General features: G+C 47.3%; 11 protein-coding genes and 1 pseudogene. 8 read left to right on the top strand and 4 right to left on the bottom strand.

Features of this window, described 5'->3' with window-relative positions; all coding sequences use genetic code 11:
* Positions 1-2 precede the first annotated feature (2 nt).
* The 3 genes and pseudogenes from PJDR2_RS22730 to PJDR2_RS32540 all read right to left on the bottom strand — a co-directional run.
* Entirely contained in the window at positions 3-1,106 is a 1,104-nt protein-coding gene (locus PJDR2_RS22730; RefSeq protein ID WP_015846075.1) for a GerAB/ArcD/ProY family transporter, read from the bottom strand.
* Positions 1,103-2,650: a spore germination protein gene (locus tag PJDR2_RS22725; protein ID WP_015846074.1), complete on the bottom strand. Its 1,548-nt coding sequence runs from the start codon at positions 2,648-2,650 to the stop codon at positions 1,103-1,105. The genes PJDR2_RS22730 and PJDR2_RS22725 overlap by 4 nt, the downstream gene beginning before the upstream one ends.
* Before the next feature lie 89 nt (positions 2,651-2,739).
* Positions 2,740-2,880, bottom strand: a pseudogene (locus PJDR2_RS32540) (SDR family oxidoreductase); the annotation flags it as partial.
* Between the two features lie 179 nt (positions 2,881-3,059).
* Here PJDR2_RS32540 and PJDR2_RS22720 point away from each other — a divergent pair.
* The 4 genes from PJDR2_RS22720 (at position 3,060) to PJDR2_RS22705 (ending at position 6,626) form a co-directional block, all read left to right on the top strand.
* Positions 3,060-3,938 (top strand): LysR family transcriptional regulator, encoded by an 879-nt coding sequence (locus PJDR2_RS22720; RefSeq protein ID WP_015846073.1) that lies wholly within the window; start codon positions 3,060-3,062, stop codon positions 3,936-3,938.
* A gap of 89 nt (positions 3,939-4,027) precedes the next feature.
* Positions 4,028-4,570, top strand: coding sequence for an RNA polymerase sigma factor (locus PJDR2_RS22715; RefSeq protein WP_015846072.1), 543 nt, complete (start codon positions 4,028-4,030; stop codon positions 4,568-4,570).
* On the top strand, positions 4,557-5,876 hold the full coding sequence (locus tag PJDR2_RS22710) for a DUF4179 domain-containing protein (protein ID WP_015846071.1): 1,320 nt from the start codon (positions 4,557-4,559) through the stop codon (positions 5,874-5,876). The genes PJDR2_RS22715 and PJDR2_RS22710 overlap by 14 nt, the downstream gene beginning before the upstream one ends.
* Positions 5,877-5,906: 30 nt before the next feature.
* A complete protein-coding gene (locus tag PJDR2_RS22705) occupies positions 5,907-6,626 on the top strand; it encodes a TIGR02206 family membrane protein (protein ID WP_015846070.1) in 720 nt (239 codons plus the stop codon).
* A gap of 50 nt (positions 6,627-6,676) precedes the next feature.
* On the opposite strand, the gene PJDR2_RS22700 is transcribed toward PJDR2_RS22705, so the two are convergent.
* The gene (locus PJDR2_RS22700) at positions 6,677-7,561 is read right to left on the bottom strand and encodes an AraC family transcriptional regulator (protein WP_015846069.1); all 885 of its coding nucleotides are present in this window, start codon (positions 7,559-7,561) and stop codon (positions 6,677-6,679) included.
* 116 nt (positions 7,562-7,677) lie between these two features.
* On the opposite strand from PJDR2_RS22700, the gene PJDR2_RS22695 reads away from it, so the two are divergent.
* The 4 genes from PJDR2_RS22695 to PJDR2_RS22680 all read left to right on the top strand — a co-directional run bounded on the left by PJDR2_RS22695 (position 7,678) and on the right by PJDR2_RS22680 (position 12,593).
* Positions 7,678-9,054 (top strand): MATE family efflux transporter, encoded by a 1,377-nt coding sequence (locus PJDR2_RS22695; RefSeq protein WP_015846068.1) that lies wholly within the window; start codon positions 7,678-7,680, stop codon positions 9,052-9,054.
* A 31-nt stretch (positions 9,055-9,085) separates the two neighbouring features.
* Positions 9,086-9,688: a sugar O-acetyltransferase gene (locus PJDR2_RS22690; protein WP_015846067.1), complete on the top strand. Its 603-nt coding sequence runs from the start codon at positions 9,086-9,088 to the stop codon at positions 9,686-9,688.
* 147 nt (positions 9,689-9,835) lie between these two features.
* Positions 9,836-10,807: an ABC transporter substrate-binding protein gene (locus PJDR2_RS22685; RefSeq protein ID WP_015846066.1), complete on the top strand. Its 972-nt coding sequence runs from the start codon at positions 9,836-9,838 to the stop codon at positions 10,805-10,807.
* A 100-nt stretch (positions 10,808-10,907) separates the two neighbouring features.
* Positions 10,908-12,593 (top strand): AraC family transcriptional regulator, encoded by a 1,686-nt coding sequence (locus PJDR2_RS22680; RefSeq protein WP_015846065.1) that lies wholly within the window; start codon positions 10,908-10,910, stop codon positions 12,591-12,593.
* Positions 12,594-12,681: the final 88 nt, after the last annotated feature.

Genomic DNA, 12,681 nt, shown 5'->3' with positions numbered 1-12,681 from the left:
CCTCATCCCGGCTGCCCCTCTTGTCGCAACCGTTCATTAATGACGAGACAGATCCAAACCGCTATGGGGAGTAAATATTCGACAGCGATTCCGGATTTGGTTAAGTTATGCTCCAGCCAATCGCTTTGGTTGAAGGTCGGGATGAAGAAGTAGGTTCCAACCCCGATAAAGATAAGCAGACCAATCAGATAGCTCCTCTCGCCGGCGCCGTTCCTCGCCCAATTCAGGCAATAAGCCGTAACGTAAAGACAGGGGATCCAAACCAAGGAATAGATCCCGATGTAGAGTGAGATAAAAATAACCTCGATTCTTTCCACAAACTTGAATTGAATCGTCTTAAGGACGGTAATGACGGGCTGATTAATCTCTACCATCTCGTTTGGGCTGAAATACATGAAGCAGACGAGCGCAATAAGCAAATTGGTAGCCATCGTAATCGTGCTGGCAAGCAGGAGCCCAGCTCCGGCATACTTCTTGTTCGTCAAGTGAGGATACAGGAAGTAAGCGACGGTAAAGCCCGTATAGGCAAAAAGAACGCCTGGCACCGCTGAGAAGATTGGCCCCCATCCTTCCTTTGCTATGGGAATAAGGTTTAACCATCGGCCTTGCTTCATGGGGAGCAAATAAACCAAAGGTAGCCAAAATAAAAAATAGAATATCACCTCGGCAAATCGTCCGAGCAGCTTGGGTCCTTCCCTCGCGACGATGTAAGTCGGAATAAACAGCAGAAGCAGCACGACGAATGGAGACGTATTCTGCAATAACCATACGCGGATGATCAGCAAAGTTCGGAGTAATCCGATATAGGCCATAGCTCCGAGATATGCCGCCATAATTAGAGCAAAGAGAACGGCTATCCACCGGCCGAGCCTCTGCTGCAGCAGATCCAGGATGGTGCCCCCGGAGCTGCGCTGCATAATCTTAAAGATCAGCAGGCTGGGTATGATTGTGATCAACCAACCGATTATAATCGTGATCCAGCCATCCGTTCCCGCGACACGGGATACTTCTCTTGGTGTCGAGAGAACGGCAATACTGATTTGAATACCCGCGATAATGAATACGAATTGAAGGAACGACAAAGAGTTTTTTTCTAAACGGTTCATTTGCTCTCGTCCCCTTCCTGATGTCCGGTATCGCCTTGCCTTTTGTCCTGCTGCGCGTTTGAACTGGTTGGACGATTCTTCATCAGCCAGAGCGGCAGCCTTATCATCGTATCCTTCCAATCGCTGAATCGTACGGGACCAAACGGCGTGCTGTAAGGAACGCCAAGTGACTGGAGGGAAAGAAGATGGGCAATCAAGGTCAATAGTCCAATAACGATCCCAACGAAGCCGAACAGGGAAGCAAACAGCATCATCGCGAATCGGACAAGACGAACCGCAGCACCCATATCGTAATTGGGCAGGATAAAGGAAGAAATGGCTGTAAATGCGACAACAACAACCATAATATTGCTGATTAAGCCAGCCTGTACGATAGCTTGGCCGATGACGATGCCGCCCACGATACCGACCGTTTGACCAACGGGCGCGGGCAGACGGACGCCTGCTTCCCGCAGCATCTCCAGAGTCAGTTCCATGAAGACGGCTTCCATATAAGGAGGGAAGGGAACCTTGGCTCTTGACTGGCCAATCGTCGACAACAGCTTCATCGGTATGATCTCGAAGTGAAACGATACCACCGCGATGTAGATTGCGGGCAGCAGAATGGCGGCAAAGAAGGCAAGAAGCCGCAAAAACCGAATAAACGTAGCGATTGTCCAGCGAGTACTATAGTCATCCACACTCTGAAAGAAGGAGATAAAATTCGCAGGACCAACCAGCACGCTTGGCGAACGATCCACCACAACGACGAATTTGCCTTGGAGAATCTGGGACGATGCGGCATCAGGACGTTCTGTCAATATGAGTTGAGGAAAAGGAGAGAAGGGAGAATCTTCGATTAGCTCCGCCAATTCTCCCGTATTAATAACGGCATCCACGTCCAGCTTGCGAATTCGATCTTCCAACACGCCAAGCGTTTGGGCATTAGCTACGTCGGACAGGTACAGGATCGATAGCCGGGTCTGGCTTCTGGCCCCAACGGTGAATTCTTTAATCTTAAGTTCTCTATTTTGGATATACCTTCGGATTAATGCTATATTGGCGCTTCCGGTCTCTACGAAGCCTTGATGGGCGCCCTTCAGCGACGTTTCCAACTGCGGATCCTCAATCGCTCTCTGCGGCCAGCCTTGCGTACCGCATCCGTATGCCATGCTTTCCCCATCGACAAACAGAATACTGTATCCGGCGAATAACATGCGTTCGATCTCCCGCCAATCGCCCACCCGATGTATCTCTCCAATGGTTGCCGGGAAATCATTCTCTCCGTTTAACTCCGATGTGCCTTGCTTAAGCGGACGAAGGATATCGCGATTTATGGCGTTTTTATCCGACAACCCTTCGAGATAAACAAGAAGAGCCTGACGATTATTAGCCTTTAGAATAAAATGCCTGTGGATCAGGTCCGGGGTATTCGAGAATATTTGCTTAAGTTTCTCCTGATTAAGTCTAAGATTGGCCTCCAGCGAATCGGACTCAGCAGACTGGGTGCGAGCTTTCGATCCGCGATACTTCCGAAATCCTCTCGTTAGAGATTTTCCGTACATAATGCCACCATCTCTTCCGTAATTTCCCTTATTGTTTCCGTCACGTGAGGGCATATGCATCCGGAATCGTTTTGGCAGCAAAAAGTTAATTAAACGGTTGGAATCGTGCCTCCGTCTATGACATATTCGCTGCCGTGAATAGCGGCAGCGCGGTCCGAAGCCAGGAATGCAGCGAGCTCAACCACTTCTTCCGCCATTCCGAGGCGGCCAAAAGGAATGCCTCCGAGGGCGCCGGCAGGGGAGCTTGAACCGCCAACCGTATTAATGAGAATGTCGATTCCTCCTAGCCAATCGCTTCACAATGGCAACGGGTTTAAGTTTACTCTTCAATGAAAAATAAATATAATTTATATTTATAATCATTTTCATTACTAAAATAAATGATTTAAGCCATAGGAGTGTGGAACGGATGGAATTGACCCAATTGGAGTATTTTTTAAGAGTTGCGAGAACGGAGCATTTAACAAGAGCGGCTGAATCCTTATCCATAACTCAGCCTGCACTCAGCCATTCGATCTTGAAGCTGGAGGCAGAGCTTGGAGTTCCTTTATTCGAACGGAAAGGTAGAAGTCTAAAGATTAACCGGTACGGAATGATGTTTTCCAAGCATGTGGAGAGGATCCTGCAGGAAGTAGAACGCGGGAAAAAAGAGATCGAGGAGCATTCCAATCCGGAATCCGGCGTGATCCATCTCGCTTATTTGAATATACTCGGGGTTGATCTTATTCCTAAGCTCATCCGGGAGTATCAGCTAATAAACCCGGCTATCACCTTCGAACTGTCGCAAGGCGACAAGGGAGCTATTCTGAACCAGGTAGAGGAAGGTCATGCGGATCTTATGGTTACTTCTGAACAACCGGTAAATGATACCTATGAATGGGTACCGATGTTGTCTCTTCCGCTCTATCTTGTCGTCTCGAAGGAACATCGGTTAGCGGATCAAGAGTCCATTCATTTAGGTGAGATTACAGGGGAGCCATTTGTAGGCCTGAAGCATAACTGCAGCTTGAAAAATTCGCTGCTGGCCCGGGTCCATCATTCGAATTTTACTCTTGCCTCAACTTATGACGCGGAGGATCTTCAGACGGTGGCTGGTTTTGTAGCGGCGGGACTTGGAATATCGGTGCTGCCGAGAACGGCCGGTTTAAATCTCGAAGGTATAAAGTGGATCCCGATTGCTGAAGAGGGATGGCGCTGGGAAGTTGGATTACATCTCAAAAAGGAACGATTCCTGTCTCCAGCGACAGCACGGTTTGTCAGATTTATTAAGGAAAAGGCCGGATTTTAACCATGTATCGGATTCAATCCGAAAAACTTTAAAATAAAATGAACTTTTTGCGCCCCAGCATGCTCTTATCTATGAAAGGGGAGAGAACATTGAGGGTAAGCCGGTTAGTCAGACAAGCCCAGAAGGGCGATAAAGAAGCTTTATTGCAGCTAATCATGGCCGACCAGGACGCGTATTATCGCCTTGCCTATACCTACATGGGGAATGAGCATGATGCGATGGATGCTATGGAAGATATGATTGTCACCTTATACGAAAAGATTGATCAGCTCCAAAAGAGAGAAGCCTTTTACAGCTGGAGCAAAACGATTCTGGTTAATCGATGCAGAGCCCTGCTTCGCAAGAATGGGAAGTTCACGCCGCTTGAGGACGAGCAGGAAGCAGTAATCTATGGGTTAACGGAAGAAAATCCGTATCGCGGCACGGAATCCGAGATGGATATGCAGACGCTGCTATCCCATCTGAATGCCCATCAACGGGAAGCGATAGAGCTTCGTTATGTCCATGACTTTCCTTATCAGACGATTGCCGACATGACGGGTGCTCCGCTCGGAACAATCAAGTCAAGAATTTCGCAGGGCATAGAGAAATTAAAGGGGATTATCGGAGGTGATCGTTATGAAAGCGATTGAGGATAAAATTCAGAGGCACAAACAAAATTTAAATCAGATCCAGGCTCCGGCTGAATTGGAGGATCGGTTGCGGCAGGCTCTTCACCGGATTCCCGAGAAAAAACGCAGGAATAACAAGGCACTTATGTGGAGCATTTCCGCAGCAGCGGCTCTGCTGATTATCGTATCCACGTATCAATACCCGGCATTCGCATACATTGGAGGTAAGCTGCTTAACCGAATGGAGTTAACCTCGCTGAGCTTCTCCGAAGTCGCGGAGCAGGGGTACGGACAGACCGTTAATAAGAGCAAAACGTTCAAGGACGGCACGGTCATTACGATTAACGGAGTTATTGCTGACGATAATGCTTTTCTTATGTATTACACCGTCAAGCTGCCAGAGGGGTTAACATTTAAGGCTGATGAATTTATCCGTTACGGCGTAACCAAAGTAAAAGGGTTTCTGACGAATTCCAATGTGACGGAAGGCGGAGGCAATTACAGCAAGGATAAGACACAGTTCCAAGGGGTTTATAAATTCGAGCCCGTAAATCCGTTTTCCCGAACATTAACAGCGAACTTTAGTGAGCGGCTGGATAGCGGCGAACAAGAAATACAACCGATCTCCTTCAAGTTTGAGGCCAACAAGGCTATGAAAAGCATCATTAACGAGAAAGTCTCCAGAGAAGCAGCTGTTGATGAAGGAACGGTTCATTATGACTCCGTCATAGCTTCTCCGACTTCAACGGTCATCAGAGGACATTACGAATTGAATAATAATGGAGGGCACCCGATGTTCCCGGGGAAAACAAAGCTTTTGGTTAATGGTACGGAGGTTGAATCCTTTGGCTACCGGTCGGGCGGGTTAGACGGGAAAAATAGCCCTACATTCGAGTTTAGTTATGATGTGCTCCCAACGGATAAGATTGAATCGCTGGAAATCGTACTCGATAAATTCAGCGGTTACCAGAAGATAACGAAGCCGATTCCGCTAACTTCACCTTCCGACCGTTCCATAAAAATGAGCAACGAGAAGTTATGGATTCGCAGCGTAACGCAAACCGTAAGCGGCTATGATATCGTTATTGCCAGTAAAGAATTTACAATCTTGGACACCACCAATTTATTTGTGCAAGCTGGCGGCAAAAAAGTCCCAATCGCTTCGAGATCCGTCTCGCGTCCCTGGGATCTGGGGAACGGGAATATTCTAAGAGAGCAGACTTACTCCGTTCAGGCTCAGGACAAACCGGAATTTCTGCTGGTAGAGGGATTCCATTACATTAAGGAGTATAATAAAAAGATATCCATTCCGATTACTCAAAAGTAAGGCCGTATTCCGAGAAGGGAGAGGGAAGCTTTGACTTCGTTTTTTGCACGGTACGTGGAAGAAGAATTTATTCCCTACTCCTCTTCGCACACCGTTATGCTTGCCGCATTGGTTGTGCTGGCCCTTCTTCTATACGGCTTTCGGGCGCGAATCCGGAGCAATACACCAGTAAAAACCATTATCCGGTACAGCATCCTCCTGGGGCTGCTCGCACCTCAAATTCTTCTTTATTATTGGTACGCCATCGTGGGACTGTGGAGCGTTAAATATACGCTTCCGCTTGAGCTCTGCAGTATATCGCAAATGCTTGCGATTATTATGCTGTTTACGCGAAGCAAGCTGCTGTATCAGATTGTATTTTTCGCTGGCATCGGCGGTGCGATGCAAGCGATGTTGACGCCGGATTTGGATTATCCGTATCCGCATTTCCGTTTTTTTCACTTCTTCATCGTTCATATCGCCATTATCCTTGCCCCTCTCTATATGACGTGGATCGAGAGCTTCCGGCCGACCTGGAAATCCGTTTGGATAACGATGGTTTTTCTGAACATTCTTCTCGTTGTGGTGGGAGGTACGGATTACTGGCTGGATGCCAACTACATGTTCCTTAGGGAAAAGCCTGAAGGAGCCTCCCTATTGGATTTATTGGGGCCTTATCCCTATTATCTAGTAGTGGAAGAGGGGATTGCTATTGTTCTATTCACCTTGATGTACCTGCCCTTTATTCCATGGAGAAGACGGCAGATGTAACACAAGAACGCTCAAACCAGCCACCGGCATTTGTCCGGCTGCTGGTTTTTTTATTGATGCGCGTCCCTATATTGCCTGCGGTATTCATTTGGAACGATGCCTAATTCCTTGCGGAACACAAATGTATAGTAGCTGGAGCTTTGGAAGCCGCAAGAGATAGCGATCTCGCTTATCGATCTGTCGGTTTCGCTTAGGAGCTCGCAGCTCTTTTTGATGCGGTATTTCATTAAATAGGTGTTTGGCGATTGCTCTACGTATTTCCCGAAAAGAATACAACATTGGCTTCTGCTCACCGAACCTGCGGCAGCTATGTCATCCAGTGTAATTTTGTGTTCAAAATGACCATGAATAAACGCAGTCATTTTCCAGACATAGAACCAGGATGGATCAATGGCAGTCGGCTCTTTCTTTTCTCCGATGCGATCTCCGATGTTTGCGGTTAAAGACATGGCGATGGACAGCAGTCGAATCGGATTTCGTTTCGTGGCATGCATCTCTTCGTAAAGTTGGTTTAGGCTGACAAGAGCGTCTTTGTGCCAGGATTCATGCTCTGTGAGCACGATAAAGTCCTCCGTATTTGGTCCAAACTTCTCTTCCCAATATTCTTTGCCGATCCATTGCTCATTGCCAAGCAGTGAAGGGTGAATACAGACCACAATGTAACTGCAGTCAATTTTGTCGGGAGAATAACCGTAATGCAGACGTTTGCTGCTAACAAATATCCCGGTTCCTTTTTCTAGAAGAACAGTCTCGCCATTAACAAAAAAATTCATATAGCCGTCCAGCACCAAGATGAACTCCAAATCAGGATGCCAATGACAGGCCGCTGCATATTTGTCGAATGGCATCAATGTCCCTTTTTTGATGTACAATTGAAAATTTTTTAAATTATAGTTCAACCGCTCGGATAAATCAGAGAAAACATCTAATTGCATTTTACGAAGCACCCCTCTCTTTATGTACGATTTTGATATTATTATAGTCAATTCTGATGGATAACAATATAGAATTGAACTATTTTTATAGTAACAAGTAAAAAAGGAGGGGGGATATGCTGCGTAATATGTTAACTGCTGCTTATACCGACAAAAGTTTCAATCGTCAACTTATTAGCCTGGTCATCCCGATTGCTATGCAGAATCTTATCTCGGCGCTGGCTGTTACGGTAGATGTCGTCATGCTGGGGTTCATTAACCAATCTGCGATGTCCGCCGTATCTTTGGCGGGGCAAATCACATTCGTCTTAACTTTATTTTATATGGGGCTGGCTACGGGGGCAGGGATACTCACTGCACAATATTGGGGAAAACAAGATTTAGCAACCATTGAACGCGTTTTTTGGATCGGCTGCCTATTTTGCACGATAATCTCTTTCATCTTTTTTGGTATATCGCTATTTATGCCCGAGTGGTTAATGAGCTTTTTCACAAATGACGGGGATTTAATCGACTATGGCTCCAGTTTCCTGCAAGTGATCTCGTTCTCGTATGTAGTAAGCGGAATATCGCAGATGTATTTCAGTGTGATTAGAAGCATGGAAAATGCGCGATTTAGCGCTTGGACGAGTTCTATGTGCCTTATCATAAATATTCTTTTTAATGCGCTAAGTATTTTTGTGCTTTTTCCGGATCATCCGCAGAAGGCCATTGCGGCGGTTGCTTTATCGACGGTTGTTGCACGTTTCATAGAACTTGGCTGCTGCATCGTTCATTCTGTGAAGGGCAAGATAAAGTTTAAATTTCCGGTGTATGATGCCATGCAACAAAATCTGCAAAAGGATTTCTTTAGATACACGCTGCCGGTCCTAGGGAATTATATCGTTTGGGGAGGTGCTTTGACCGTAACGGCAGCGATCTTTGGGCATGTAAACGCGGATATGGTTGCTGCAAATTCAGTCGCTTCGGTGGTCAAGAATCTGGCTATTGTGTTGTGCGGGGGCATTGCGAGCGGGGGTTCTGTTCTTATCGGAAAATATTTAGGCAATGGCGACATGGATACGGCTAGAAGGGCTGGCAGCAAGATAAATGCTTACGCCGTATTATTTGGCATTCTTGCGGGTCTTAGCGTTTTATTCATTAAACCTCTCGTTTTACAAGTGGTCAGTTTGAACGATCAAGCGCAAAGCTACTTGAATGGAATGCTGTTTATATGCGCGTATTACTGTATTCCAAAATCAATCAATTCGTCGACGATAGGCGGAATATTCGTAGCTGGAGGTGATTCCAAGTTTGGGTTTTGGTGTGACGTTGCCGTCATGTGGGGGATCATACTTCCGCTGGGGTACTTGAGTGCCTTTGTATGGCGTCTCCCGCCAATAACGTTATTCGCCATTATTTGTTTAGACGAAGTTATAAAATCACCGGTTGCATTCATGCGTTACCGCCGATTCAAGTGGCTAAATAATATTACAAGAGATCTTTCCGGGTGAGAAATAAAAAAATACGAGGAGTGTTACTAAAATGGATATAAAGGAAAAACAACACAATGGCCATTTATATTTGCCTGGGGACGAAGAACTGGCTAAAGAGCAAACGAATTGTCTTGAGAGGCTCTATGATTTTAACGGGACACGTCCGTTGGAATATGAAAAAAGAACGGCTCTGCTTCAAGAAATGTTTGCTGAGCTAGGAGAAGGATGTTATATTGAGCCGCCGCTGCATTCCAATTGGGGTGGCAAACATGTTCATTTCGGTAAGAAAGTATACGCTAACTTTAATTTAACGTTGGTTGATGATACGCATATTTACGTTGGCGACTACACCATGTTTGGCCCTAACGTAACCGTAGCAACAGCAGGTCATCCTATTCTGCCTGAGCTTCGGGAACAAGCTTATCAATACAACGCGCCGGTATCTATCGGGAGGAACTGCTGGATTGGAGCGGGAGCAATTTTGCTTCCCGGCGTTACAATTGGCGATAATACGGTGATCGGAGCAGGTAGTATCGTTACAAAAGATATTCCATCGAATGTAGTTGCAGTTGGCAATCCATGCAAAGTTCTACGGGAAATTAACGAACAAGACGCAAAGTATTATTTTAAAAATCGAACCATCACGCCTTAACCTATTATTAAAGGTAGGATGGACAAAAAAATGAGCTTTATTTTATTTGTCCATTGAGACAGCATCCGGATTTTCGTATAGTACTTTCATAGATAATGATTATCATTATCTATTGCAGGGACGAAAAGACTGATGGAGGGCAATAAAATGAAGAAGGTTGGCAAATGGTTGACGAGCCTCATGGCGACAACGCTAGTGATGGGTGCGCTGTCCGCTTGCGGAGGAGAAAAAAATAACGCAGCTGAAAGCGTGAAGCCGGAGAACGGAGAAAAAGAAATAGCTGCGACCCAATTGTATAATGACTGGACAGGCCATTCGGTCGAGGTGCCAACTGAGCCGAAGCGCGTCATTTTCCATGGGGAAACAACCGGTGACTTTGCTGCGCTTGGCGTAAATCCGGTGGGCATTATGCTTAGTTCTGTCGAGGGTACATTGAGCGAGGAGCATTTCAAGGATGCGAAGGACGTTGGCTTTCCGTTTAACGTGGAGCAGGCGCTGGAGTTGAACCCGGATCTGATCATATTCGGCAATGCGGATGAGACTCAGTACGCGCAAATTTCCAAGGTGGCGCCAACGGTTACTTTCGATACGTTTGGTTCGCTTGACGAGCGTTTGACCAAGCTGGGGCAGCTTCTCGGGAAACAAGAGGAAGCCAAGCAATGGCTGGCAAGCTATCACGAGAAGGAAGCAGCCATGTGGAAGGAGATCAGGGAAGCGGGGATCGGAGAAGAAGAGACCGCTACCGTATTCACTATGTATCCGGGCAAGCGATTGTTCGCGATGGCCAATACGGGATTATCGCAAATCTTGTATGACGAAGGCGGAATGAAGCCAACGCCTATGGTCCAAAAAGCGCTGGATGAAGGACAAGGCTTTGTCGAGATCAGCCTCGAGAAGCTCTCGGAATACGCGGGCGACCATGTCTTCGTGCTTACGCCAATTCCAGAGGAAGCGGTCAACGACATGAAGGAATTGGAGAAAAGCCAGGTGTGGAACGGACTTGATGCCGTCAAGAATGGCAAGGTGTATACGTTTGGCGTGATGGAGGCCTATAGCGACGCGCTGTCGCGGGAATGGTTAATTCAGCAATTGCCGAAGACGCTGCTGAAGACGAACTGAGCTTGATCGATTGGATAGAGCCGCTTATCGCTGGTTGATAAGCGGCTTTTGATCGTCTACAATGATAACAATTTTTGTTGTCATGTCGGGAGGACGTCAAATGCATCATTCAAGGTTAGAATGGGAGACGTTTCGCTCCTTGCTGTTTCATATGCTGGAAGCTCGGCAGTGGGAGATTCGGGAGGATTACGTCACGGTGGAGCAAAGCGCTCGTGCCTATACGCTGCTTCTTGTTGCAGCAGGGGATTGCAGCTTGTATGCGGATGATGTTTTGATCCCTGCTCTAGAGCAAAGCTGTTACATCTTGCCTCCTAGGCAGCGATGGTATATAAGCAATTATTCGGGCAATCCGGTCCAACTCTATTCCATTACGTTCAAAATTCTAAATGCGGAGACCGACCAAGGTTTTCGTGAACCGCTCAGTTCTAATCACTATAACTGGAGGTTATTCCCTTATATGCGCGCAATCAAGCTGGCCGAGCAATTGACGGCATCCGCGGGCGAGGATGAAGGAGCGGTAAACGAGCAAGGCGAAGAGAAAGGAATGGAATGGTTCAGCCGCCGTATGCTGTTTACGGAGTTGGTCGGCATGCTGCTGCAGCATAACTCCGGTGAAAAAGCCGCTAGCGGATCTCTACCGTCGGCGGAGCGGTCGGTGGCGTTCATGGAAGAGCATTACATGCTGCAGCTGAGCGTCAAACATTTGGCCGAGCAAGCCGGCATGCAGCCGGGTCAATATGCCTTGATGGTTAAGCAACTGACGGGCTCGGCTCCGCTCGAATATTTGAACCAGCTTCGGATCAAACATGCGAAAATGCTTCTTCTGACAACGGACGACCCGCTGCGCGAGATTGCACGCAAGGTTGGCTTCGAGGATGAATATTATTTTAGCCGCCGTTTTCGCCAGCATACGGGAATGGCGCCAAGACAATACGCGGAGTCTATGCGCGGAAGCAAGCTGGTGACGGATGATGCCGGCCATGAGGTACGGATACCTCTTCGTCCCCGCCGAATTTTGTATTTTGGCGAAGTGTTGGGGGACTTGCTGGCCCTTGGCGTCAGACCGGTCGGGAGTAACTTGTACGAATTGGGAACCTCTTGGCTTGCGGAAGAAGAGAACGGCTTGGCGGATATAGAGGATATCGGAATTCCGTTCCGATTGGGAATGGCTAGAGCATTAGAGCCCGATTTGATCATTTTGTCCAATATGGATGAGCGTATTTACGGGGAGATTAGCGCCATAGCGCCAACCCTTGTCTATAATTCTTACGATCCCCTTTTGGAGAGGATGCGAAGGCTTGGTGAATGGCTGGACAAGGAGAAGGAAGCGGACAGCTTTACCGACCAATATTCGCTGCGTCTCAAGCAAGCTAGTCTCATGTGGAAGCAACGATTTCTAGCCGGGGAGAAGGCATCCGTATTTATCTGCCACCGCGGGCACAAATGGTTCGTTATGGGAAGGCTTGGGCTGTCCGAGCTGCTGCATGGCATGGATGAGAATTCCCTTACCGGGCAGATACAGGAGTTGATTGCTGAAAGCAAGGCTTATCTAATGATTAATCCGCAGGACATCGCCAAGTATGCCGGAGATATCGTTTTTGTCCCCATGCCGGTTAATGCATCGGCCCGCGAAACCACGGAACAGATGCTTCAAAGCGATATGTGGCTCAGCATTCCCGCAGTTCGCAACGGACAAGCATTTGTCGTGGAAGAGAGCAGATGGAATATGTACGATGCGATTTCGCGTTTGCGTCAATTAGAGCATTTGCAATTGCTTTTCGGTTAGCAGGGAATCGGTGGCAGTTGTTTAGCACAGATAAAAAAGGAGGTGTCTCATCGTCATTTTCATGACTTATGGACACCCCTTCTGCTAT

The organism is Paenibacillus sp. JDR-2 (assembly GCF_000023585.1).
Classification (GTDB): domain Bacteria; phylum Bacillota; class Bacilli; order Paenibacillales; family Paenibacillaceae; genus Pristimantibacillus.
This window is presented reverse-complemented; position numbering and strand designations above follow the sequence as displayed.

What these genes read in the sequence shown, in the direction of transcription:
- PJDR2_RS22690 (WP_015846067.1), top strand. Translation starts at nt 9,086, where the DNA reads ATGGATATAAAGGAAAAACAACACAATGGCCATTTATATTTGCCTGGG.
- PJDR2_RS22700 (WP_015846069.1), bottom strand. Translation starts at nt 7,561, where the DNA reads ATGCAATTAGATGTTTTCTCTGATTTATCCGAGCGGTTGAACTATAAT.
- PJDR2_RS22685 (WP_015846066.1), top strand. Translation starts at nt 9,836, where the DNA reads ATGAAGAAGGTTGGCAAATGGTTGACGAGCCTCATGGCGACAACGCTA.
- PJDR2_RS22710 (WP_015846071.1), top strand. Translation starts at nt 4,557, where the DNA reads ATGAAAGCGATTGAGGATAAAATTCAGAGGCACAAACAAAATTTAAAT.
- PJDR2_RS22720 (WP_015846073.1), top strand. Translation starts at nt 3,060, where the DNA reads ATGGAATTGACCCAATTGGAGTATTTTTTAAGAGTTGCGAGAACGGAG.
- PJDR2_RS22725 (WP_015846074.1), bottom strand. Translation starts at nt 2,650, where the DNA reads ATGTACGGAAAATCTCTAACGAGAGGATTTCGGAAGTATCGCGGATCG.
- PJDR2_RS22695 (WP_015846068.1), top strand. Translation starts at nt 7,678, where the DNA reads ATGCTGCGTAATATGTTAACTGCTGCTTATACCGACAAAAGTTTCAAT.
- PJDR2_RS22680 (WP_015846065.1), top strand. Translation starts at nt 10,908, where the DNA reads ATGCATCATTCAAGGTTAGAATGGGAGACGTTTCGCTCCTTGCTGTTT.
- PJDR2_RS22730 (WP_015846075.1), bottom strand. Translation starts at nt 1,106, where the DNA reads ATGAACCGTTTAGAAAAAAACTCTTTGTCGTTCCTTCAATTCGTATTC.